At 70.0% G+C, this 23512-nt stretch carries 21 protein-coding genes; 7 read left to right on the top strand and 14 right to left on the bottom strand.

Translation table 11 applies throughout. The features are described from left to right. Nucleotides 1-262: 262 nt before the first annotated feature. From lnt to OHB23_RS15185, 5 genes are all read right to left on the bottom strand, one after another. Entirely contained in the window at nucleotides 263-1843 is a 1581-nt protein-coding gene (gene lnt, locus OHB23_RS15205) for an apolipoprotein N-acyltransferase (protein ID WP_328809824.1), read from the bottom strand. Further along, nucleotides 1840-3429, bottom strand: a complete 1590-nt coding sequence (locus OHB23_RS15200) for an amidohydrolase (RefSeq protein WP_328809823.1) — start codon at nucleotides 3427-3429, stop codon at nucleotides 1840-1842. The genes lnt and OHB23_RS15200 overlap by 4 nt, the downstream gene beginning before the upstream one ends. A gap of 43 nt (nucleotides 3430-3472) precedes the next feature. Then, nucleotides 3473-4009, bottom strand: a complete 537-nt coding sequence (locus OHB23_RS15195) for an FxsA family protein (RefSeq protein WP_328809822.1) — start codon at nucleotides 4007-4009, stop codon at nucleotides 3473-3475. Nucleotides 4010-4086: 77 nt separating this feature from the next. Next, the gene (locus tag OHB23_RS15190; protein WP_027505385.1) at nucleotides 4087-4749 is read right to left on the bottom strand and encodes a response regulator; all 663 of its coding nucleotides are present in this window, start codon (nucleotides 4747-4749) and stop codon (nucleotides 4087-4089) included. A gap of 10 nt (nucleotides 4750-4759) precedes the next feature. Next, nucleotides 4760-5965, bottom strand: coding sequence for a sensor histidine kinase (locus OHB23_RS15185; protein ID WP_051613278.1), 1206 nt, complete (start codon nucleotides 5963-5965; stop codon nucleotides 4760-4762). A 43-nt stretch (nucleotides 5966-6008) separates the two neighbouring features. On the opposite strand from OHB23_RS15185, the gene OHB23_RS15180 reads away from it, so the two are divergent. Genes OHB23_RS15180 through OHB23_RS15170 form a run of 3 tightly spaced genes read left to right on the top strand, consistent with a single transcriptional unit; the run spans nucleotide 6009 to nucleotide 9704 of the window. Further along, the gene (locus OHB23_RS15180) at nucleotides 6009-6776 is read left to right on the top strand and encodes a TSUP family transporter (protein ID WP_222631166.1); all 768 of its coding nucleotides are present in this window, start codon (nucleotides 6009-6011) and stop codon (nucleotides 6774-6776) included. A gap of 10 nt (nucleotides 6777-6786) precedes the next feature. Continuing rightward, a complete protein-coding gene (locus OHB23_RS15175) occupies nucleotides 6787-8313 on the top strand; it encodes a TldD/PmbA family protein (protein ID WP_222637525.1) in 1527 nt (508 codons plus the stop codon). After that, nucleotides 8310-9704 carry a metallopeptidase TldD-related protein gene (locus tag OHB23_RS15170; protein ID WP_328809821.1) on the top strand — a complete coding sequence of 465 codons (1395 nt, stop codon included), beginning with the start codon at nucleotides 8310-8312 and terminating at the stop codon, nucleotides 9702-9704. Before OHB23_RS15175 ends, OHB23_RS15170 begins: the two co-directional genes overlap by 4 nt. A gap of 8 nt (nucleotides 9705-9712) precedes the next feature. Here the strand turns inward: OHB23_RS15170 and OHB23_RS15165 are convergent, their stop codons facing one another. From OHB23_RS15165 to cobN, 3 genes are all read right to left on the bottom strand, one after another. Next, on the bottom strand, nucleotides 9713-11170 hold the full coding sequence (locus tag OHB23_RS15165; protein WP_328809820.1) for an HNH endonuclease signature motif containing protein: 1458 nt from the start codon (nucleotides 11168-11170) through the stop codon (nucleotides 9713-9715). 81 nt (nucleotides 11171-11251) lie between these two features. Next, the gene (locus OHB23_RS15160) at nucleotides 11252-11632 is read right to left on the bottom strand and encodes a PPOX class F420-dependent oxidoreductase (protein ID WP_222631154.1); all 381 of its coding nucleotides are present in this window, start codon (nucleotides 11630-11632) and stop codon (nucleotides 11252-11254) included. A 19-nt stretch (nucleotides 11633-11651) separates the two neighbouring features. After that, nucleotides 11652-15260: a cobaltochelatase subunit CobN gene (cobN, locus tag OHB23_RS15155; RefSeq protein WP_328809819.1), complete on the bottom strand. Its 3609-nt coding sequence runs from the start codon at nucleotides 15258-15260 to the stop codon at nucleotides 11652-11654. Between the two features lie 162 nt (nucleotides 15261-15422). Between cobN and cobG the strand changes: the two genes are divergently transcribed. Continuing rightward, nucleotides 15423-16556, top strand: a complete 1134-nt coding sequence (cobG, locus tag OHB23_RS15150; protein ID WP_328809818.1) for a precorrin-3B synthase — start codon at nucleotides 15423-15425, stop codon at nucleotides 16554-16556. Between the two features lie 15 nt (nucleotides 16557-16571). Here cobG and OHB23_RS15145 read toward each other — a convergent pair whose 3' ends face one another. After that, complete coding sequence (locus OHB23_RS15145; RefSeq protein WP_307093034.1) at nucleotides 16572-16700, bottom strand: hypothetical protein; 129 nt, start codon at nucleotides 16698-16700, stop codon at nucleotides 16572-16574. 183 nt (nucleotides 16701-16883) lie between these two features. On the opposite strand from OHB23_RS15145, the gene OHB23_RS15140 reads away from it, so the two are divergent. Next, nucleotides 16884-17510 (top strand): precorrin-8X methylmutase, encoded by a 627-nt coding sequence (locus OHB23_RS15140; RefSeq protein WP_027505377.1) that lies wholly within the window; start codon nucleotides 16884-16886, stop codon nucleotides 17508-17510. Then, on the top strand, nucleotides 17507-19033 hold the full coding sequence (cobJ, locus tag OHB23_RS15135) for a precorrin-3B C(17)-methyltransferase (RefSeq protein ID WP_222645208.1): 1527 nt from the start codon (nucleotides 17507-17509) through the stop codon (nucleotides 19031-19033). Before OHB23_RS15140 ends, cobJ begins: the two co-directional genes overlap by 4 nt. Here cobJ and OHB23_RS15130 read toward each other — a convergent pair. The 4 genes from OHB23_RS15130 to OHB23_RS15115 are packed head-to-tail and all read right to left on the bottom strand — an operon-like array spanning nucleotide 18962 to nucleotide 22514. Beyond that, nucleotides 18962-19759 carry a cobalt-precorrin-6A reductase gene (locus OHB23_RS15130; RefSeq protein ID WP_222631146.1) on the bottom strand — a complete coding sequence of 266 codons (798 nt, stop codon included), beginning with the start codon at nucleotides 19757-19759 and terminating at the stop codon, nucleotides 18962-18964. The genes cobJ and OHB23_RS15130 overlap by 72 nt on opposite strands. 27 nt (nucleotides 19760-19786) lie before the next feature. Beyond that, the gene (cobM, locus tag OHB23_RS15125) at nucleotides 19787-20536 is read right to left on the bottom strand and encodes a precorrin-4 C(11)-methyltransferase (RefSeq protein WP_328809817.1); all 750 of its coding nucleotides are present in this window, start codon (nucleotides 20534-20536) and stop codon (nucleotides 19787-19789) included. Beyond that, nucleotides 20533-21735, bottom strand: a complete 1203-nt coding sequence (cbiE, locus tag OHB23_RS15120) for a precorrin-6y C5,15-methyltransferase (decarboxylating) subunit CbiE (protein ID WP_328809816.1) — start codon at nucleotides 21733-21735, stop codon at nucleotides 20533-20535. Before cbiE ends, cobM begins: the two co-directional genes overlap by 4 nt. Beyond that, the gene (locus tag OHB23_RS15115) at nucleotides 21732-22514 is read right to left on the bottom strand and encodes an SDR family NAD(P)-dependent oxidoreductase (RefSeq protein ID WP_328809815.1); all 783 of its coding nucleotides are present in this window, start codon (nucleotides 22512-22514) and stop codon (nucleotides 21732-21734) included. Before OHB23_RS15115 ends, cbiE begins: the two co-directional genes overlap by 4 nt. Nucleotides 22515-22546: 32 nt before the next feature. Between OHB23_RS15115 and OHB23_RS15110 the strand changes: the two genes are divergently transcribed. After that, nucleotides 22547-22948, top strand: a complete 402-nt coding sequence (locus OHB23_RS15110; RefSeq protein ID WP_056444561.1) for a PPOX class F420-dependent oxidoreductase — start codon at nucleotides 22547-22549, stop codon at nucleotides 22946-22948. Here OHB23_RS15110 and OHB23_RS15105 read toward each other — a convergent pair. Beyond that, entirely contained in the window at nucleotides 22911-23483 is a 573-nt protein-coding gene (locus OHB23_RS15105) for a TetR/AcrR family transcriptional regulator (protein WP_328809814.1), read from the bottom strand. The two genes, OHB23_RS15110 and OHB23_RS15105, sit on opposite strands and share 38 nt — an antisense overlap. Nucleotides 23484-23512: the final 29 nt, after the last annotated feature.

The following is a 23512-nucleotide window of genomic DNA, read 5'->3' as shown; positions in this document are numbered from 1 at the left end:
CACCGAACGGACGCAGAGAGCATCGACGCCGCGGCCGATTCGGCCGCACGTCTGCGTGCTGTGTGTGACTTCCGGTGTCCCCGACCGTGGTCGCACTCTGTACTGAGCTGTATGTGGCATTCGCTCAACCACCCGTCGTGGATGGGTGAGACTTACCAACTTCTCGGTTTGCGGACCCGAAACGTTACGTTCATCGCGGTGACAGATCACGAAAAGTGCGGAAAGACCGCCCCGACCAGCGGACGCGGAGCCGTGTGCCCGGTCAGCGGGCCAGGCGCCGTCGAACGTTCGGTATCGTGGCGGCGATCACACTCAGGACGCCGAGGGCCACGAACACGTACTCGACGGTGGATCCCAGCCGCGTCGCGAGTGTGGTGTCGGTGCGCAGACCCACCGTGGCGACCAGATGGTCGGCGTCGAAGAGAGCGGTCCGAGAGGTCACGGAACCATCGGGCGCGATGACGGCGCTGACCCCGCTGGTGGCGGCGACCACGACGGTCCTCGAGTGCTCCACCGCCCGGACTCGCGACATGGCCAGCTGCTGGTAGGTCATCTCCGTGTCGCCGAAGGTCGCGTTGTTGGTGGGCACCGCGAGAATCTGGGCGCCGGCGCGCACCGCCTCGGTGGGTGCGCGGTCGAAGGCCACCTCGTAGCAGGTCGCGACACCCACCGCGAGAGCCCGCTGCTCGCGATCCGTGCCGGCGGGCACGTGCACGACGCCGTCGCCGTCGCCGGGCACGAAGTTGCCCGCCGAGTCGGCGTACGAGGAGAACAGCCGGAAGAAGCTGCGGTACGGCAGATACTCCCCGAACGGTTGGACGATCTTCTTGTCGTGGCGCTCCCCCGGTCCGGCGGCTCCGTCCCAGGCGATGACCGAGTTGGTGGAGGTGCCGTCGGCATTCGACAGCACCGCGCCCACGAGAATCGGTGCGTCGATCCGCACGGAGGCGGCGGTGATCTCGGCCGCTGCGGTCGCGTCGCGGGTGGGATCGACGTCCGACGCGTTCTCCGGCCAGATGACGACGTCGGGCTTCGGGGTCCGCCCCGCCTCGACCTCCTCCGCCAGCCGGAGAGTCTCGTTCACGTGGTTGTCGAGCACCTGGCGGCGTTGCGCGTTGAAGTCGAGGCCCAGCCGGGGAACGCTGCCCTGGATGGCCGCGATGGTGATCGTGTCCTCACCGTCCTGTGGACCCGCGAGCGTGGGGCGCACGACGAGTGCGACGACCGGCGCCACGGCGGCGAGCGCGACCAGCCCGGCGACCGAGGTGACGGCGAAGCCGGTGCGCACCGTCCTGCACAGCAGCGTCAGGCACACACCGATCAGTGCCACCGCGGCGCTGAGCAGCGGGGCGCCGCCGAGTGCGGCCAGCGGAAGCAGGGGTGATTCGGACTGACCGAAGGCCAGACGGCCCCAGGGGAATCCGCCGAACGGGACCGTGCTGCGCAACCATTCCGTCAGTGACCACACCATGGTGATCCACACCGCGGCGAACGGTAGGCGGGACACCACCACGGCGAGCAGTCCGAACAGACCGAGGAACAGTGACTCCGCGACGGCGAGCGCGATCCACGGCAGCGGTCCGACGTACACGCCGATCCACGGGAGCAGCGGCAGGAAGAAGCCGAGGCCGAAAGCGAACCCGTACAGGAAGCCGCCTCTCAGCGACAGGGCGCGCGCCGGATCGTCGACCCGCCGCTCGGTCAGGACGAACGTGACGAGCGCCAGGGCGACGGGCGCGAGAAACCACAGTGATCGCGGTGGGAACGACGCGAACAGGAGCGCGCCGGCGCCGGCCGAGAGAGCGAGCCGCGCGGGTGGGATCAGTCGAGCGGGAACGCTCACGCGCGGTACACCGTGGTGCCGCGGTGCACGGTCTCCAGGCACACCGGGTCCGGCGCCTCGGGATCGAGGCGAGGCAGGGCCGGAACTCGTGACCGCGGGTCGGTGGACCAGCGCTGCACCGAGTCCCGTGGTGCGCTCACGACCAGTTCCGCGGCGTCCCACACCGCATAGCTGGCCGGCGCGCCCGGCACCAGCGTGCCGGCCAGGCCGTCGCGCACTCCCCCGGCGCGCCAGGCGCCGCGCGTGGCCGCGGAGAACGCGGCGCGGGGCGAGACGGCACTGCCCGGTGTGCGGTGGTTGACCGCTCCGCGGACACCGCGCCACGGCTCGAGCGGCGTGACGGGTGCGTCCGACCCGATGGCCAGCGACACCCCGGCGGACGCCATCATCGCCAGCGGGTTGAGTGCGCGAGCGCGCTCCGCGCCGAGTCGAGTGGCGTACAGGCCCTCCTCACCGCCCCAGTAGGTGTCGAACACCGGTTGCACGCTCGCGATGACACCCCACGCCGCGAGGGCGTCGGCCTGCTCGGACGACACCATCTCGATGTGTTCGAGGCGATGGCCGCGAGACGCCACGGCGGGGCCGCCGAGCTCGGCCACGACCCGTCCGAACGCCTCGACCACGGCAGTGGTGGCGGCGTCGCCGATGACGTGGAAGCCGGCCTGGATACCGGCGCGGGTGCAGGCGGAGACGTGCGCCGCGATCGCGTCGACGTCGAGATACGAACGGCCGCAACCGGAGTGGTCGGCGTAGTGGTCGTGCAGCCAGGCGGTGTGCGAGCCGATCGAACCGTCGACGAAGAGGTCGCCGCCCAGGGCGTGCGCGCCGGTCGCGGCCAGGAGTGCCGTCGCCTCGTCCGGGGTCGAGACGGCCTCGCCCCAGTAGGCGCGCACCTCGACGCCGTGCTCGAGGGCGAGGAGTTCGGCCAGGTCGACGCGGCCGGAGATGTCGGGGCCGGCGCACTCGTGCACGGCGGCGACCCCGTGCGCGGCAGCATGATCGAGCGCGGCGACGCGGGCGCGGTGCCGGCCCGCGGGGCTCAGCAGGTCCAGCGCCCGGGTGCGCACGGCATGGTGCGCCTCCGCGATGAGCGGCCGTTGCGGATCTGCGGTGGCGGCCACGTCTCCGGCGGCGCGACGCAGCACCGTCGAGCACGCCGCGGAGTGCGCGTCGATGCGCGAGAGGTACACGGCCCGTCCGGGTGCTGCGGCGTCGAGCTCCGCGGTGGTGGGGCCGCGCCCCTCCGGCCACGTCGACTCGTCCCAGTTCTGCCCCCAGATCAGGGTGCCCCCGTCCTCGGCCGCGTACGCGGCGAGAGCGCGCAGGCACTCGTCGAGAGACCGAGCGCCGCTCAGATCGAGTCCGATGAGCGCCAGACCGGTGGCGGTGGTGTGGACGTGGGTGTCCACGAACGCGGGAGTCACGAACTCCCCGTTCAGTTCCACCACCTCGGCGTCGGGATGCAGCGCCCGCGCGGGGCGATCCTCACCGATCCAGACGACGGTGCCGTCGGTGACGGCCATGGCTGTCGCGTCGGGCGCGGACGGGCTGTAGATCCGTCCGCCGACCAGCAGATGCGTACTCACGCTCGCCAGTGTGCCCGGTGTCGGGCGGCCGGGGTGTCGGGGGTCAGCGCTCGTCGCGGCCGGTGGTGCCGTCGGTCACACCGCGCGTGTCGCGAGGGGCCGAATTCCCGCGGTCCGGCATCACGTCGCCGTCGATGACCACGTGACCGGCCCCGAAACCCTGCGGCCCGAATCCCTGCGGCCCGAAACCGCCGGGCGGGAACGTACGGCCCGAGGCCACGGCCGTCTCGACGCGCCGGGCGGCGGACCGCGCGATGACCGGACGAAGCAGCGCGCGGGTCAGCGGGATCATCAGCAGCAGGCCGAGGACGCTCGAGACGAGACCGGGAATCGTCAGCAGGACCGAGCCGAGGGCCACGAGCGCACCGTCCGCGACCGCGCCGCCGGGTGAGCGGCGTCCGGCGTTGGCCGAGCGCAGTTCCGAGAGCACGCGCCGACCCTGGGAGCGGATCGCGACCATGCCCAGAGCGGACAGTGCGATCACCACGAACACCGTCCACAGGATGCCGATCGCCGAGCCGAGCCACACGAGGGCGCTGATCTCGACGACGAGGTAGAGGAAGAAGTAGAGCAGTGGCATCGCGGGAGTCCTTTCGGCGACTGGTCGAACCCGTCTGCCGTGTCAACGCGCGACCGCCTCGTTTTTCTCCCGGCCGGTCAGGCGCCCGGAGTGACCAGTCCGAGCTCGTAGGCGAGCACGACGGCCTGGACGCGATCGCGCAGCCCGAGCTTGGTGAGCATGCGGCCGACGTGGGTCTTGACGGTCGCCTCGGACAGGAACAGCTCACCCGCGATCTCGGCGTTCGACTTGCCGGCGGCGATGAGCAGCAGCACCTCGCGCTCACGGTCGGTGAGCGATTCGACGGCTGCCGATCGTCCGGGAACATCGCGCGGTTGCCCGGCGACGATGCGGGAGAGCAGACGTCGGGTCACCCGCGGCGAGACGACGGCGTCCCCTGCCGCCACGCTGCGGATCGCGGACACGAGGTCCTCCGGAGGCGTGTCCTTGAGGAGAAATCCGCTGGCACCGGCACGCAGTGCGCCCAGGGCGTGTTCGTCCAGGTCGAAGGTCGTCATGACGATGACCCGCACCTCGGGTTGCGCCGCGATGATGCGTTCGGTGGCCGAGACACCGTCGATACCGGGCATGCGGACGTCCATCAGCACGACGTCCGGTTCGAGGCGCGCGGCCGCGGCGATCGCGGAGGCACCGTCGGGCACGTCGCCCACCACGTCGATGTCGGGCTGCGCGCCGAGAACCATCGACAGACCCATGCGCATCAGTTCCTGATCGTCGACCAGGAGCACCGAGATGGACACGGGAGACAACCTAGCGGTCCGGGTGGTCCTGGTCGACGCCCAGCGCGGCCTTCAATTCGAGGGGCAGCGTCGCGGCCACGCGCCACCGGCCGTCCGGCAGCGGACCGGCTCGGAGCTCTCCGCCCAGCACGGCGACACGTTCGCGCATGCCGATGACGCCGAAGCCGCTGGTGGTGGGTGCGGCGTGGATGTCGACGGCCGGGCCGGTGTCGTCCGAGGAATTGATCACCGACACCGTCACCGCGGACGGTTCGCGGCGCACGGCCACCACGGCTCGGGGCCGCTCACCGCCGTGGCGCAGTACGTTGGTGAGCGATTCCTGCACCAGCCGGTGCACCCCGAGCGACACCGCCGGCGGCAGGTCGTCGAGTTCGCCCGTCTGCTCGATGGACACCCGCAGCCCGGCGGCGCGCATCAACTCCACGATCTTGGCGAGGGCCGCGGTGCCGTACTCGGGGTGGGACTCGGACGACTCGTCGGTCCGCAACAGCGACACCGTGCGTCGGAGTTCGGTGAGTGCGGTGCGGCCGGTCGCGGAGATGTTCGCGAGTGCCGCCGCGGCCCGCTCCGGGTCCGACCGCAGCGCGTAGGACGCCCCGTCCGCCTGCACGATCATGACGCTCACCGCGTGGGCCACCACGTCGTGCAGTTCGCGGGCGATGCGGGTGCGCTCGGCGGACACCGCCTCGACGGCGCGTCGGTCACGATCGGATTCGGCGACGGCGAGCCGTGCGCTGACCTCGGCGACGTAGGCCCGGCGAGTCCCGAGGAACTCCGCCGTGATGTAGGCCAGGGCGTAGAGGAGGACGAAGAAGATGGTGGAGGTCCAGTCGGACCCGAGCACGAGTCGCACGACGACGATGTCGGCCGCGAGGCCCAGCGCGAAGAGGAGGGTCGTGCGCCGGTCGGTGTACACGGCCAGCGTGTAGAGCATCACCACGAAGCCGAGCTGCCCGGGCGGCAGCGTGCGCGGTTCCTCCGATGCCCACACCATCAGAGTCGCGACCTGGCCGAGTGCGAGCGCCGTCCAGGCGGCGGCCACCGGGTAGCGGCGGCGCCAGGCGATCGGCGTGGACACGGCGACCGCCATCGCCACGTAGACGAGTGGCTGCTCCACGGCAGCGACGGCCGTGAGCTCGATGAGGAAGAGTGACACCGCCAGCGCACAGTCGACCGCGAACGGACGGTGGCGGAGCCATTCGCTGAATCGGCGCATCGTGGTCGAAGCGTAGCGCGGGACCTGTGATCGAATGTCCGCCATGGGTGCTGGTGACTGGTCGGTGTTGCTGGCTGCCGCGCTGGCGGCGGGCTGGGTGGACGCCGTGGTCGGTGGCGGCGGGCTCATCCTGTTGCCCGCACTCCTGTTGGTCACGCCGGCGGCCACGACCCAGCAGACGGTGCTGGCCACCAACAAGCTGGCCTCCGTCGCCGGCACCACCGCCGCGGTGCTGACCTTCTCCCGCAAGGTCCCGATGAACTGGCGGCTCCTCGCACCCGCCGGAGTGGTGGCCGCGGTCGGCGCGGCGTTCGGCGCCGCCACCGTCAGCCTCATCGACAAGGACCTCTTCATCCCCATCGTGCTGGTGGTGCTGGTCGGCGTCGCGGTGCTGGTGACGCTGCGCCCCACCGTCGGCGTCGTGGTGGGTGATCCGCCGACGCGCCGCCGCATCACCATCGTGGTGGTGGTGGCCGCCGTCGGCATCGGGTTCTACGACGGCATCCTCGGTCCGGGCACCGGCACCTTCCTCATCATCACGTTCGCCACCCTGCTCGGCACCGAGTTCGTGCGCAGCGCGGCGATGGCGAAGGTGCTGAATCTGGGATCCAACATCGGCGCCCTCCTGTACTTCTCGGCGACCGACGACGTCCTGTGGTTGCTCGGCCTCGCCATGGCCGTCGCGAACGTCGCGGGCTCGCTGGTCGGCTCACGCATGGCGATCTCGCGGGGCGCCGGGTTCGTGCGCATCGTGTTGCTGGTGGTGGTGTTCGCGCTCGTCATCCGACTCGGGTGGCAACAGTTCGGCTAGCGTCACCGATGTGAGAGACGTCGACAGCGATTTCGTCGCCCTGCCACTGCACGCGCTCGCGGACGCGGCGCTGACAGCGGCACGTGCGTCCGGTGCCACGCATGCGGATCTGCGGGTGCATCGACTGCGGACGCAGTCGCTCGCTCTCCGCGACGGCGAGGTGCAGTCGAGTGTCGAGGCGACGACGCTCGGCCTCGCGGTCCGGGTGATCGTCGACGGAACCTGGGGATTCGCGTCCGGTGCGGTGCTGTCGGTGGACGAGGCCGTCTCCGTCACCTCGCGCGCCGTGCTCGTCGCACAGGCGTTGCGCGACCTGAACCGGGATCCCGTCGTGCTCGCCTCCGAGCCGGTGTACGAGAACGTGTCGTGGGTGTCGGACTATGAGATCGATCCCTTCGACGTCCCCACCACCGACAAGGTCGATCTGCTGGGCGAGTACTCCGGCCGTCTGCTGGCCTCGGACGGCGTCGACCACGTGAGTGCCTCCGTGCTGCAGGTCAAGGAGCAGTCGTTCTACGCAGACCTCGCCGGGTCGCGCATCACGCAGCAACGGGTGCGACTCCACCCGCAGATCGACGCCGTGTCCGTCGATTCCGCGTCGGGTGGCTTCGATTCGATGCGCACCCTCGCTCCCCCGACGGGACGTGGCTGGGAGTACCTGACCTCCGACGGGACCGGCGCCGACGGACTGTGGGACTGGGACGACGAACTCTCGCGCATCCCCGACTGGCTCGCCGAGAAGACGAAGGCCCCCGGCGTGGAGCCGGGTCTCACCGATCTGGTGATCGACCCGACCAACCTGTGGCTCACCATCCACGAGTCCATCGGCCACGCCACGGAATATGACCGAGCCATCGGCTACGAGGCCGCCTACGCCGGAACGTCCTTCGCGACGCCCGACCAGCTCGGCACGCTGCGCTACGGCAGTGAGTCGATGCACGTGACCGCCGACCGCACCGAACGCCACGGGTTGTCCAGCATCGGGTGGGACGACGACGGCGTGGCCTCGCAGTCGTGGGATCTGGTGCGCGACGGGGTTCTCGTCGGCTACCAGCTCGACAGGGTGTTCGCCCCCCGCCTCGGGCTCGAGCGGTCGAACGGGTGCTCGTACGCGGACTCGCCCCACCACGTCCCGATCCAGCGGATGGCCAACGTCTCGCTGCAACCGGACCCGCACGTCGATCGCAGCGTGGACGATCTCATCGCCGACGTCGAGCACGGCGTCTACGTGGTGGGCGACAAGTCGTGGTCGATCGACATGCAGCGCTACAACTTCCAATTCACCGGCCAGCGCTTCTTCCGCATCGAGAACGGGGCTCTCGCGGGCCAGGTCCGGGACCTGGCGTACCAGGCGACGACCACCGATTTCTGGGGCTCGATGGAGGCGGTGGGCGGACCGTCCACGTGGCGTCTGGGCGGCGCGTTCAACTGCGGCAAGGCGCAGCCCGGTCAGGTGGCGGCGGTGTCGCACGGCTGCCCCGCTGCTCTCTTCCGTTCGGTCAACGTCCTCAACACACGAACGGAGGCGGGTCAGTGAGCGTCAGCACTCCCCTCGGCGGCCACGATCTGGTGGAGCGTGCGCTGTCGTACGCCACCGTCTCGGACACCGTCGTGATCGTCGCCGACATCTCGGAGGCATCCCTGCGGTGGGCCGGGAACTCGATGACCACCAACGGCGTGGGTGACTCGAGGTCCTGGACCGTCGTCTCGATCGTGCGGGACGGCACGGCGGCGCGGGTGGGAACGGTCTCGTCCACGAGCATGGATCCGGATGATGTCGCCGGCGTCGTGGCAGCCGCCGAGGACGCCGCTCGTGCGGCTCAGCCCGCCACCGATGCGATGCCCCTCGTCGAGGGCGCCCCGACGCCGGACTCCGGCTGGGGCGACGTCCCGCTCCGCACAGGGATCGACGTGTTCGACTCCGTGGTACCGGGCCTGGCGCGGGGATTCGACGGAGCCGATGCGTTGTACGGCTTCGCGCATCACACGGTCCGCACCGTGTGGCTGGGCACGTCCACCGGGGTACGGCGGCGCGTCGTCGAACCTGTCGGGTCGCTCGAGATCAACGGTAAGAGGGGTGGTCTCTCGGGCGGTGCCAGTGCCTGGGTGGGCACCGGTACCCGAGACTTCCGCGACATCGATCTGGATGCGTCCCTGGCCGAACTGACGCGCCGGCTCGACTGGTCCGCCCGGACCGTCGACCTTCCCGCGGGACGCTACGAGACGATCCTCCCACCGTCCGCGGTCGCCGATCTGATGATCGATCTGCTGTGGTCGATGGACGGCCGGGGCGCGCAGGAGGGCCGCACCGCCCTGTCCGCTCCCGGCGGCGGCACCCGCGTCGGTGAGGTGCTCGGACACCTCGGTCTCACGCTGTACTCCGACCCGTCCGAGAACGGCCTCGAGTACGCCCCGTTCGTGGTCACCGGATCCTCGAGCGACGCGGTGTCGGTGTTCGACAACGGAATGGACGCCGGCCGCACCGACTGGATTCGCGACGGTGCAATCACCTCCCTTGCCTACCCACGTTCCGCCGCAGCAGAATTCGGGGTTACACCCACTGTGCCCGGTGACAACCTCGTCATGGTGGGCGGCGCCGGCGGTTCCGTCGACGACCTCGTCGCGCGCACCGAACGCGGACTCTTGTTGACGACCCTCTGGTACATCCGCGAGGTGGACCCGACGACCATGCTCCTCACCGGGTTGACGCGGGACGGCGTCTACCTGGTCGAGGACGGCCGGGTGACTGCTGCCGTGAACAACTTCCGGTTCAACGAGAGCCCGCTCGACATCCTGCGCCGCGCGACAGAGGCGGGTACGACCGTTCCCACCCTGCCGCGTGAGTGGTCGGATTGGTTCACCCGCGCAGCGATGCCCCCGATGCGGATCCCCGACTTCCACATGTCGTCCGTGAGCGCGGCCCAGTAGGAGGGGCCTCACTCGCCGGGTGCGGTGAAATGGTCGGTGCCGTGCGAGTCGCGGACATGGACGATCCCGTCCCGGAGCATGCGGTGGTGCCACTGCCGCCGGGTCTTCAGGCCGTGGTGCCGGCGGCACAGCGGCGTGAGGTTGCCGGTGACGGTCCATCCGCCTCTCCGGGGGTCGGTGTGGTCGAACGGGACGACATGGTCGAGATCGCAGTCCTCGCTGGGCACAGCACACCCCGGGTGAACGCACGTCGAATACAGCGCTGTCACCAGCGACGCGATCGCCTCGGACGGCCGATAGGTCAACGCCCCGGCCGGGGGTACGGCGAATCCCCCATGTCCGTCGGGGTCGGCGACGGCACGGTCCACCGCCGATGGTGCGAGCGCGCGAAGGTACTCGACCTGCTCCCTGGCTTTTCGGGCTGTCGTGCTGCCCAGTTTCCCCGTGGTCGGTGTCCACCCTGCGGGCATGCGGCGGGTGCGGCGGACTTCCCGACCGTCGATCGGCACGGGCGGGGCCGGTGGTTCGGAGTCGGTCGGTGGGTCGTGTTGTGGGCATAGGCAGCTGCATCCCGCCCGCGGTTCAGTTCCGCCGGCTGCGGTGATGAGTGCTTGCCACGTCGCATCCTCGGCGATCCTCCGTGCAGTGTCCGCAGGAACCGGACCCCAACCCACGAGATGCCCCGGCTCCCCCGACAACCCCGCCGCCGTGGCCGCATCGAGCACGATCACCGCAGTGGCCTCGGTACGGGCGACCGTCTCCCGCTGTTCGCAGGCCTGGCCTGCACAGTCGCACGCGACAGCTCCGCCGGAGAGCACCGCGTGAGCTGCATCGAACAACCGCGCGGACAGCGGCCGCGGATCCGTCGCGCACACCCCACGCGCCGCCGACACGATCGCCCGCCACATCGCCGCGACCTGCTCCGCCGGACCACGAATCGTCAGCTCGGCCTGACCGCGCGGGAGCTTCCGCACCGTTGCCGACCGCTCCCGCGTCGCCCGTTCACGCGCCTTCCGGTGCCACTGCGCGTCGAACTCCGCGACGATCCGGTCGACCGCCGCTGCCACCGCACCCGGAGTGCACCTCGACGCGGCAGCGATCACCCGCTGCAGCAGCGCTTCGGTGGCCTTCGGAACCCCGGCCAGGGATCGGCAGACCGTGCGGAACGCCGCGTACGCCAACCGGCCCGCATCGAACGCTTCCTGCACCGCCGGACGGGCGGTGCGAATCAGAAACAGCCACTCCGTGACAGTGCGCGTCGAGACCGCCAACGCCGCCGCGACCTCCGCCACCGCACAGGTCTCAGCAGCTTCCGCGTCGAACACCCCACCCGGACCGAGCACCGCCGGCCGACGAGATGACTCCTGCACGTACGCACACGACGCCGACACGGTCCGGGCGAACGAGGCCTGGGCGTCGACCTTCGCCGACACCAACACATCCGTCGAAACCGCTGTGTCGTACACGAATTCACCCCCCGGTGATGCCCCGATCAGACCGCCCCCCGACGACCTGAACAGACAGTAACCGACACCACCGACACGGAATCAGGCCGCGCGCAACGCCAACCCGACGGTGCTGCTCTTACCCTTGAAGAGCGAGCTCATCGTCACCACGATGCGGCCGGTGATGCCGTACTTCTCGATCACCACGTCGCGGGTACGCGCGGTGCCTGCGTCGTCCAGCACCTCGGCGACAGCGTCCATGGCCGGGCCCACGTTCTTTCCACTGCGATCGCAGGTCGCGACCGTGACGCGCGGCGTGTTGCGGATCCGCTTCACCTTCCACGACTCTCGCTGCGTCCACATGAGGAGCCGATCCCCGTCGAGGGCCGCCCAGATGGGTGTCGGCTTGGGGGTGCCGTCCTTGGTGAACGTGGTCAGGAGGACGTACTTCGCGGTGCCGACGTCACCGAACGGGTTGCTCATACGAGACAGGATAGGCCGGTCAGTCGCCCTCGAGCTCGCCTTCGCTCTCGAGGTAGGCCGCACGGAGGTCCGCGAGCACTGCCGGGTCCGGTTCCACCCACATGCCGCGTTCCACGGCCTCGAGCAGTCGCTCGGAGATACCGTGCAGCGCCCAGGGATTGGACGTCGACATGAACTTCCGATTGGTCTCGTCGAGGACGTACTCCTGCGTGAGCTTCTCGTACATCCAGTCCTGCACGACTCCCGTAGTGGCGTCGTACCCGAACAGGTAGTCGACCGTCGCAGCCATCTCGAATGCGCCCTTGTACCCGTGCCGCCGCATCGCGTCCATCCAGCGCGGGTTGACGACGCGCGCACGGAACACGCGGGACGTCTCCTCGTGCAGCGTGCGGGTGCGCACCGACTCCGGGCGGGTGCTGTCGCCGATGTACGCCTCGGGAGACGTGCCGGTGAGCGCACGCACGGTCGCCACCATGCCGCCGTGGTACTGGAAGTAGTCGTCGGAGTCGGCGATGTCGTGCTCGCGGGTGTCGGTGTTCTTCGCCGCCACCGCGATGCGCCGGTAGGACGAACGCATGTCGTCCGCTGCCGGGACGCCGTTCAGTCCGCGGCCGTACGCGAAGCCGCCCCACGTCGTGTAGACCTGCGCCAGATCCTCGTCACTGCGCCAGCTCTTGCTGTCGATCAACTGCAGCAGTCCGGCGCCGTACGTGCCGGGCTTGGATCCGAAGATGCGGGTGGTGGCTCGGCGGTCGTCGCCGTGCTCCGCGAGATCGGCCTGTGCGTGCGCACGCACATAGTTCTGCTCGTCGGTCTCGTCCAGGCCCGCGACCATGCGGACGGCGTCGTCCATCATCGCGAGCACGTGCGGGAATGCGTCGCGGAAGAAGCCGGAGATGCGGACCGTCACGTCGATACGCGGCCGTTTCAGCTCGTCCAGAGCGATCGGTTCGAGGTGCGTGACGCGGCGCGACGCCTCGTCCCACACGGGCAGCACGCCGAGCAGTGCGAACACCTCGGCCACGTCGTCACCCGAGGTACGCATGGCGCTGGTCCCCCACACCGACAACCCGACAGAGCGCGGGTACTCGCCGTGATCCTGCAGGTAGCGGGCCACGAGCGACTCGGCCATCGCCTGGCCGGTCTCCCACGCGAGCCGCGACGGCACCGCCTTGGGGTCGACCGAGTAGAAGTTGCGGCCGGTCGGCAGCACATTGATGAGTCCACGCAGCGGCGACCCGCTGGGACCGGCCGGGATGAATCCGCCGTTCAGCGCATGCAGTACACGGTCGATCTCCTGGTCGGTTCCGCGCAGACGGGGAACCACCTCGGTGGCCGCGAAGCGGAGGATCTCGGCGACGGTGTCGGGCAGTCCCGCGGTGATGCCGTCGACGGCGTCCACCGACCAGTCGGCGCGGTGCAGTGCCGCAACGAGACCACGTGCCTGCTCCTCGACGGCATCGACCGACGTACGGGCCTCGTCGCCGTCCTCGCTGAGACCCAACGCTTCTCGCAGACCCGGAACGGTGCGCTCCCCACCCCACATCTGACGGGCCCGCAGCATGGCCAGCACGAGGTCGACCTCCGCCTCACCGCGCGGAGCCTGCCCGAGGACGTGGAGCCCGTCGCGGATCTGCACGTCCTTGATCTCGCACAGCCAGCCGTCGACGTGCAGCAGCATGTCGTCGAACACCTCTTCGTCGGGGCGTTCCTCCAGGCCGAGGTCCTTGTGCATCTGGGCCGCGGTCATGAGCGTCCAGATCTGCTGACGAATCGCCGGCAGTTTGGCCGGGTCCAGCGTCGAGATGTTCGAGTGCTCGTCGAGCAACTGCTCGAGGCGGGTGATGTCGCCGTAGCTCTCGGCGCGGGCCATCGGCGGGATGAGGTGGTCGACGAGAGTCGCGTGCGCGCGGCGCTTGGCCTGTGTCCCCTCACCCGGGTCGTTGACCAGGAACGGGTAGATCAGTGGCAGATCGCCCAACGCGGCGTCGGTGCCGCACGAGGCGGACATGCCGAGAGTCTTGCCGGGCAACCATTCGAGGTTGCCGTGCTTGCCCAGGTGCACGACGGCGTCGGCGGCGAACCCACCGTCCTCCTCGGGGGCGGCGAGCCAGCGGTAGGCGGCGAGATAGTGATGGCTGGGCGGCAGGTCCGGGTCGTGGTAGATCGCCACCGGGTTCTCACCGAACCCGCGTGGGGGCTGCACCATCAGCACGACGTTCTCGAATCGCAGAGCAGCGATGACGATTTCGCCCTCGGGGTCGGCCGAGCGGTCGACGTACAGCTCGCCGGGAGCCTCACCCCAGTGCTCGGTCACCCCGGACCGGAGATCCTCCGGCAGCGTGTCGAACCACCGGCGGTAGCGCGCAGCCGAAATGCGGATCGGGTTGCCTTCGAGTTGTTCGGCGGTGAGCCAGTCCGCATCCTGACCACCCGCGGCGATGAGCGCGTGGATCAGGGCGTCGCCGTCCTGTGCCGCCAGGCCCGGAACCGCGTCGTCACCGTCGACGGGGCCGATGTCGTACCCGTGCTCGCGCATCTGTGTCAGCAGCCTGATCGCCGATGCCGGCGTGTCCAGGCCGACGGCGTTGCCGATGCGCGCGTGCTTGGTGGGGTATGCCGACAGCATCAGCGCGATGCGCTTGTCGGCTGCGGGAATTCGGCGCAGTCGAGCATGCCGGACCGCGGTGCCGGCGACACGCGCACAGCGCTCGTGGTCGGGTACGTACGTGCTGAGGCCGTCGGCGTCGATCTCCTTGAACGAGAACGGCACCGTGATGATGCGACCGTCGAACTCGGGCACCGCGACTTGGGTCGCGACATCCAGGGGTGACATCCCGTCGTCGTTCGACTCCCACGTCGACCGGGAGCTGGTGAGGCACAGGCCCTGCAGGATCGGCACGTCGAGCGCAGCCAGTTCCGCGACGTCCCATGCCTCGTCGTCGCCGCCGGCGCCAACGTTGGCCGGACGCGTGCCACCGGCCGCGAGAACGGTCACGATCATGGAGTCGGCCTCGCGCAGTGCCTCGAGCAGTTCCGGCTCCGCGCTGCGCAGCGACGCACAGTAGATCGGGAGTGCGCGGGCGCCCTTCGCCTCGATGGCGTCGCAGAGCGCGTGGATGTAGTCGACATTGCCCGCGAGGTGCTGGGCTCGGTAGTACAGGACGGCGATCGTGGGCTCCGTCGACGCCGTGCTCGCACGGGTGCGGAGCACACCCCAGGTGGGGAGATGGGCGGGCGGCTCGAATCCGTGACCGGTGAGCAGAACGGTGTCCGACAGGAACCACGACAGCTCGCGGAGGTTGTCCGCGCCGCCCTCGGCCAGGTACTGGTGCGCCTGCGCAGCGACATTCGCCGGCACTGTCGACAGTTCCATCAACTCGGCATCAGGAGCCTGCTCGCCGCCCAGCATGACCACCGGAACGGGGCCGCGGAGCACCGCGTCGATACCGCTCTCCCACATCCGGCGCCCGCCGAGAATGCGCACGACCACCAGGTCGACACCGTCCATGAGCGTCGGCAGATCGGCGTCGACGAGGATGCGGGACGGGTTGGCCCAGCGGTACTCGGCGCCGGACGCACGTGCGCTCAGCAGGTCGGTGTCGGATGTCGAGAGCAGCAAGATCACGGTGGTGGAGCCTTCCCTGGGGTTTTCGCGCCCCGTCGGCGTCGGTGTGCACCCCAGGTCTGACTTCTCCGGAGACGCTGGAGTCACAGTGGCGCGACCGCGCCGGAGTCTCACCGGCTTCCGGGGTGCTTCGCGATGATCGTACGTCGTAGCCTGGACTGCATGAGTGATGCCGGGGACAGGAGCAGACGGGACGCCTGCCCCGGGGCGCTCCAACTGCACGAGGCGAAGGACGGCTTGCTGGCTCGGGTGCGTCTGCCCGGCGGCGCGCTCAGCGCCGAGCAGATGGGTGTGCTCGCGGCGGCGTCGACAGATCTGTCCGACGGTGAGTTGGTGCACACCTCCCGGGGGAACGTCCAGCTCCGCGCGGTACGCGATCCCGACGACCTGGCCGACCGGCTCGCGGCCGCGGGACTTCTGCCGTCGGAGACCCACGAGCGGGTCCGCAACATCCTGGCGTCGCCACTCTCGGGTCGTCTCGGCGGAACGGCCGACGTCCGCGACCTGGTGTCCTCGCTGGACACCTCGCTCACGAGTGATCCTGAGCTGGCCGACCTGCCGGGTCGGGTGCTCTTCTCGGTCGACGACGGCCGCGGCGATGTGACGGGTTTCGGCGCCGACATCGGCGTCCACGCCGTCGACGAGGACTCCTTCGCCCTCATCCTCGGGGGCGCCGACAGCGGCGTCCGGGTCCCGCGGGCCGACGCGGTCGCGGTGATGCTCGACGCGGCACGCGGGTTCCGCCGCGAGCGGCAGGGGCACTGGCGCATCGCGGAGATGCCGAACGGCGTGGAGGCTGTGCTCGGTCACGTCGATCACGCTGTCGGCGACCACCCTCGGGTCGCCGTCGAGACGTCGGTGGAGCCGCCGATCGGATGGTTCGTGCAGGACGACGCCACCGTCGCGCTCGGTGCCGCACTCGCCCACGGCGTGCTTCCGGCCCGCACCGCCCTCTTCCTCGCGGCGGTCGAGAAGCCGATCCACGTCACGCCGTGGCGCGGCATCGTGCTCCTCGATCTCGACGAGGGCGTCGCCGAGCAGGTTGTGCGTGTGTTGGCCCCGATGGGCCTGATCTTCGACGCGGAGTCACCGTGGGTGCGGGCCAGCTCGTGCGTCGGATCTCCCGGCTGCGCGAAGTCGCACTCCGACGTGCGCGCCGATCTCGACGCCGCCGTGGAGCACGGCGAGGTGGGCGACGGCCGGGAGCACTGGGTCGGGTGTGAGCGCCGATGTGGCCGACCCCGCGGTGAGGTCACCGACGTGGTCGCGACCGAGAGCGGTTACCAGCGCTCCTGAGCCGCCTGCATCCGATCAGGAGCCCGGTGAGGTCACGATCAGGTAGTACAGCGTGGCACCGATAGCCAGTATCTGTTGGCCCGGGAAGGCGTAGTTGTCGACCAGCCAGTGGCCGGCGAGGTCGAACAGAGTGCTCGGAAACATGGTTCGGCTCCGTTCTCGTCGACGACCCCGCGGTCGTTTGTCTCGGCAACGTTACGGGCGTTGCAGCACGACCGGAACAGACCCATCGTTACGATTCGGTGTCGATCCGTGGTGCCTCTCCCCCGTGCCGCGGCGCCGGACCCTGGCCGACCACGGCGCGTCATCGCTCCCTATCGTGGAGCCATGCACGACTACATTCGCGACGGCGACGAGATCTACCGGCGCTCCTTCGCGACCATCCGAGCGGAAGCCGATCTGTCGGCGTTCTCCGACGATGTGGCCCAGGTCGTCGTGCGCATGATCCACGCGTGCGGAGAAGTGAATCTGGCGCAGTCCATCGCGTCGACGGCCGACGTCGTGGCGAAGGGCCGTGCTGCGCTGCGCGCGGGGGCTCCCATCCTCTGCGACGCCACCATGGTCGCGTCCGGCATCACCCGTCGACGGCTCCCGGCCGACAACGAGGTGATCTGCACCCTCAACGCACCGGACGTCCCGGAGATGGCGCGCGAGCGCGGCACCACCAGAACGGCCGCAGCGGTAGATCTGTGGGTCGACCACCTCGACGGCGCCGTCGTCGCGATCGGCAACGCACCCACCGCACTGTTCCGGCTCATGGAGTTGATCCAGCAGGGCGCTCCGCGCCCGTCCGCGATCCTGGGTGGGCCCGTGGGCTTCATCGGCGCCGCGGAGTCGAAGGACGATCTCGTCGCCTCCGGTCTCGGCCTCGACCACCTGCTCGTCCTCGGCCGCCGCGGTGGCAGCGCCATCGCCGCGGCCGCCGTCAATGCCATTGCGACGGAACGCGAATGAGCGGCAAGCTCTGGGGTGTCGGTATCGGCCCGGGTGATCCGGAGCTGGTGACGGTCAAAGCCGCGCGGGTCATCACCGCCGCCGACGTCGTCGCCTTCCACAGCGCCCGGCACGGCAAGAGCATCTCGCGCCGCACCGCGGAGCCGTACCTGCGCGAGGGGCAGATCGAGGAGCACCTGGTCTACCCGGTGACGACGGAAGGCACCGACCACCCCGGCGGGTACGACGGCGCGCTCGCGGACTTCTACGTCGAAGCGTCCGAACGTCTGGCGGCGCACCTCGAGGCCGGGCGCTCGGTCGCGCTGCTCGCCGCCGGCGACCCGATGTTCTACAGCTCGTATCAGCACATGCACGTTCGTCTCGCGCACCGCTTCGACACCGAGGTGATCCCCGGCGTCACGTCGGTCAGTGCGGCGTCCGCGGCGGTCGGGGAACCGCTCGTCGAGGGTGACGAGGTCCTGACCATCCTGCCGGGGACCCTGCCCCGCGCTGAACTCACGCGGCGACTCGAGGACACCGACTCCGCCGCGATCCTCAAGCTGGGCCGCACGTATCCCGCTGTGCGCGAAGCCTTGCGCGACAGCGGCATGATCGACCGCGCCCGCTACGTCGAGCGCGCGAGCACCACCGGCGAACGCGTTCTCGCCGCCGACGATGCGACGGACGTTCCGTACTTCTCCATCGCCGTGGTCTCGAGCCCGTCCTACGTGGTCAGCGAACCCGCTGCGTCGGGCGAGGTGGTGGTCGTCGGATTGGGGCCGGGCTCCGCCGAGTGGACCACGCCGGAGGTGCGCGGCGAGCTGCTCCGCGCCACCGATCTCGTGGGCTACACCACCTACATCGACCGGGTGCCCGTTCGAGCCGGCCAGCGTCGACACGCGAGTGACAACCGAGTCGAATCGGAACGGGCCGAGATGGCACTCGATCTCGCGTCTCGCGGCGGTCGGGTCGTCGTCGTGTCCTCCGGCGATCCCGGCGTGTTCGCCATGGCCGCAGCGGTTCTCGAGGTGGCGGCGCAGGACCGATGGCGCCACGTTCCCGTGCGCGTCTGCCCCGGGGTCACGGCCGCCAACGCGGTCGCGAGCCGCGTCGGCGCTCCCCTGGGCCACGACTATGCCGTTCTGTCCCTGTCCGATCGCCTCAAGCCGTGGGACGTGGTCGAGCGCCGCATCCGCGCGGTCGCGGCGGCCGACATGGCGTTCGCCGTCTACAACCCGGCCTCGCGCTCGCGGACCTGGCAGGTGGAGGCGCTGAAGACGCTCGTGCTCGAGCACCGTGGCCCGGACACTCCCGTCGTCGTGGGCCGCGACGTCTCGGGACCCGAGGAATCGGTGACCGTCGTCCGGCTCGGGGATCTCGACCCGGCCACGATCGACATGCGCTGTCTGCTCATCGTCGGAGCGTCCACCACGACGGTCGATCACACCGCGGACGGCCCGCGGGTGTTCACGTCACGGCGTTACGACACCGTCGATCCCATCGCCCGCGTCGGGAGCGGCGCGGGGAGTGCGTCGCTTCAGTAACCAGGTCACGCACTTGTCGGCTGTCGGCACCACGGGGACGTCGTCCTGAACGGGCGGCCGTTCCACCATGACGACGGGGATGCCGCGCTCGCGGGCGGCCTGAAGCTTGGCCGACGTGAGCTTGCCGCCGCTGTTCTTGCTCACCACCACGTCGATGCGGTGCTCGTCCAACAGCTCGCGCTCGCCCTCGAGGTCGAACGGCCCGCGTGACTCCAGAATGCTCGAGTGCGCGGGGACCTCGCCCTCGGGCGGATCGATGCACCGCACGATGAAGTGCCGGTCGTCCAGGGACGCGAAGTGGTGCACGCCCTGTCGGCCGATGGTGAGCAGGACGCGGGCGAGAGCGGGTCGGTCGGCGAGTGCCTGCGCTGCCGCCGGCATCGACGGCACCGTGATCCAGTCGTCCTCGGCCAGCGGACTCCACGGCGCGCGACGCACCAGCACCAGCGGCACGTCGGCCGCCGTGCAGACCTCGACCGCGTGCGCCGTCATCGTCGCGGCGTAGGGATGCGTGGCGTCGACGACGTGCGTCACCTCGTGCTCCGTGATCCACTCGCGCAGACCGTCCACTCCACCGAAGCCGCCGATCCGCACCTCCCCCACCGGGAGCACGGGATCGGCCACTCGGCCGGCGAGCGAGGAGGTCACGGTGGTGCCGTGCAGTCCGTCCAGCTTGATCGCGAGCTGACGTGCTTCGGACGTGCCACCGAGAACCAGAACATGCATTGGGGCGACCTTACCGGCCCCGGACAGTCAGTGATCGAGCCGTCGCCGGGCCGCCGAGTACAGGAAGCTGTCCGGGAAGCCCTCGGCCGACAAGACGCGGCCGACGACCACGACCGCCGTCTTGACGATGCCTGCCGCCACCGTCGCGTCCGCGAGATCGGCCAGTGTGCCCCGCACGATCACCTCGTCCGCGCGGCTGGCGAAGGCCACCACCGCTGCGGGACAGTCGGATCCGTAGTGCGGCACGAGTTGCTCGGTGATGCTGTGGATCTGGCGCGCACCGAGATGAATGACCAGTGTCGCCCCGCTCCGTGCCAACGTGGGCAGATCCTCGCCGTCGGGCATGGCCGTCGACAACGTCGACACCCGTGTCAACACCACGCTCTGCGAGATCCCGGGCACGGTGAGTTCGCGACCCAGCGCGGCCGCAGCCGCGGCGAACGCCGGAACACCCGGCACGATCTCGTAGTCCACGCCCGCCGCGTCGAGTCGTCGCGACTGCTCGGCGACGGCGCTGTACAGCGATGGATCGCCGGAGTGCACGCGGGCGACGTCGAGGCCGTCACGCGAGGCGGTGACGAGTTCGTCGACGATCGCGTCGAGCGTCATGCGAGCGGTGTTCACGACGCGGGCGTCTGCCGGGCACGTGTCGAGCAGTTCGCGTGGCACCAACGACCCGGCGTACAGGCAGACCGGGCTCGACGCGATGATGCTGGCTGCGCGGACGGTCACGAGATCGGCTGCACCGGGTCCCGCGCCGACGAATCTGACGGTCACGCTGTCTCCTTCTCGTTCTTCACGACGCTCCACTGCGTCACCGGCATCTGCGGACGCCACCCGGTGAATCCGCCGAGCGGTTCGCCGCGGTGCACCTGCAGTCGTCGCAGCAGACCGCCGTGCTGCGAATACCACTGCAGAAGTAGCGATTCCGACTCCGCGGTGACGGCATTCGCCACCAGCCGCCCACCCTCGGGCAGGGCGTCCCAGCAGGCGTCCATCACTCCGGGTTGCGTCGCGCCGCCCCCGACGAACACGGCGTCGGGTTCGGGCGCACCGGACAAGGAATCGGGTGCCGCGCCGCGGACGACGAGCGACGGAACGCCCAGGGCGACAGCATTGGTCCGGATGGTGGCGGATCTGGACTCGACGCGCTCGAACGCGATCGCGGAACATGCCGGATGCGTGCGCATCCATTCGATCGCGATGCTTCCCGACCCGCCGCCGACGTCCCACAGACGTTCACCCGGTGAGGGCGCGAGGGCGCTGAGAGTCAGCGCCCTGACCTCGCGTTTGGTCAGCTGACCGTCGCCCATGTAGAGCGCGTCGTCGAGTCCGGGTGCGCGCGAGACGGTGTGGCCCCGCACCTCGAGTGCGACGACGTTCAGTGAGTCGACGTCGCGCGCGTGCACCCAGTCGGTGACGGGCAGCGCACGCACCCGCTCGCGCGGTCCCCCGAGTTGCTCGAGCACGGACATGGCACTGGAGCCGAGATCACGGCTCAGCAGCAGAGTCGCGAGTTCGGCTGCGGTGCTCTCGTTCTCGGCGAGCACGAGGACGCGGCGTCGGTGTGTCAGGGCGGGCAGTACGGTCTCGATCGGCCTGTTCACCAGGGACACCACCTCGACGTCGTGGAGCGCCCAGCCGAGACGGGCGCACGCGAGCGACGCCGACGACGGGTGCGGAAGGACGCGCACCGCATCAGCACCGAGGAGCCGCGTCAACGTCACGCCGATCCCGTGAAACATCGGGTCACCGCTCGCGAGCACGCATCGCCGCGTACCGGCATGCTCGTCCAGGAGACCGGTCAGGGCGGGCAGCATCGGGGTGGGCCACGCGATTCGCCGAGCCGCGGTGCCCGGCACCGCGTCGAGTTGACGCTCGGAGCCGAACAGGACGTCCGCGGATTCGACGGCGTCACGGGAGGTCGGCGACAGCCCGGCCCACCCGTCGGCGCCCACGCCCACGACGTCGATCATCGCGGCATCCCGCGCCAGATCGGACGTGGGAGGACGCGCATCAGGGCGACGAGTAGGCGCAGACGGCCGGGCACCCACACGACGTCGGTCCGCGAGCTCAACGCGCGGACCACCGCGTCGGCCACCTGGCCGGGTGTGCTCGACATCGGTGCGGGAGACATCCCCTCGGTCATCCGGCCGATGACGAAACCCGGTCGGATCAGCAGCAACCGCACGCCGGTCCCGTGCAGCGCGTCGGCGAGACCGGACGCGAATCCGTCCAGTCCGGCCTTCGCCGACCCGTAGACGTAGTTCGCCCTGCGGACCCGAGCGCCGGCGACGGAAGAGAAGACGACGAGCCGGCCGGATCCCTGCTCGCGCAACGCCGTCGAGAGATGTGTCAGCATGCTGACCTGCGCCACGTAGTCCGTGTGGACGACGGCCACCGCGTGCGCCGCATCCGTCTCGGCGCGCGTCTGATCGCCGAGGATGCCGAAGGCCAGGACCGCCGTGTCGATCGGCCCGTGAGCCAGAACCGACGTCACGAGACCGTCGTGCGACGCCAGGTCGTCGGCGTCGAACTCGAGCGTCGTCACCCGACTCGCGCCGGCCGCGCGCACTCGATCCGACTCGGCGACCAGATCGTCGGACCGCCGGGCGGCGAGGACGACGTGGCGGCCGCGCGCGAGGCGCTCCGCGATCTCGAGACCGATGTCGCTGCGACCACCGAGGAGCAGCAGGATGCCGGTGCTCGACTGGTCGGGTGTGGTCGGGTCACGGCCGGCCGGTGGGTGGGTCACGGCGTCCAGTGTCCTCGATTATCGTGGCGGGCATGCCCGCCACCCCCTCCTCGCTGAACGCCGACGCCGGAACCTTCCTCACCGAGCGTCATCTGGCAACGCTGGCCACGAAGCGTCAGGACGGCACACCGCACGTGGTGGCGGTGGGATTCACATGGGATCCGGAGGCAGGTCTGGCGCGAGTGATCACGCGGGACGGATCGCAGAAGGTGCGCAACGCCGAGCGCGGCGGCTACGGCGCCGTGACTCAGGTCGACGGGGCGCGATGGCTGACCCTCGAGGGGCCGGCACGCATCCTGCGCGAACCCGACGCCGTGCGTGATGCGGAGAACCGATACGCCCAGCGCTACCGGACGCCGCGGGAGAACCCGGAGCGCGTGGTCATCGAGATCACCGTCACCCGGGTGATGGGCTCCCAGTCGTTGCGGGACTGAGCAATCGGGCGGCGGCCTCCCTGGCCGCCCGCGCGGTCTCGCTCGACCGCGTGATGGCCGCGGTGGTCTGAGCACCCTCGGCCAACAGCGCGATCTGCAGTCCCACGGTGGGCGACGCCCCGGCCGCGACGGCCAGCGTCGTGACATGGTCGATGAACGTCAGCTTGTGGGCGCGCGCGGCATCGGACACCGCGGGCATCGTGGCGCCGAGTTCCCCGAACGAGTTGATGAACGCGCACCCGCGGAAGTCGTCCTCGAGGAACCAGTCGTGCAGGAAGTCGAAGATCGACAACAGCTTGTCCTGCGGTGACTCGTGTGCGCTCTCGGCCTCGTCGATGCGGTTGTTCCACATCGTCGTCCGGCCGTCGAGCACCGCGGTGACAATCGCGGACTTGGACGGGAACTCCGCGTAGAGCCGTTTGAGCGGAACGCCCGCCTCGGTGCGCAGTTCGTCCATACCGACGGCCTGCACCCCCTTGGCATAGAACAGCGTGTCTGCCGCCGAGAGGATTCTGGCGCGATGATCGGTCTCCACGAACCCTCCTGTCGTCGTGAGCACTTGCG

The organism is Rhodococcus sp. NBC_00294 (assembly GCF_036163995.1).
Taxonomy (GTDB): Bacteria; Actinomycetota; Actinomycetes; order Mycobacteriales; family Mycobacteriaceae; genus Rhodococcoides.
The sequence above is the reverse complement of the archived record's forward strand: the minus strand, read 5'-3'. Positions and strand labels throughout refer to the sequence as shown.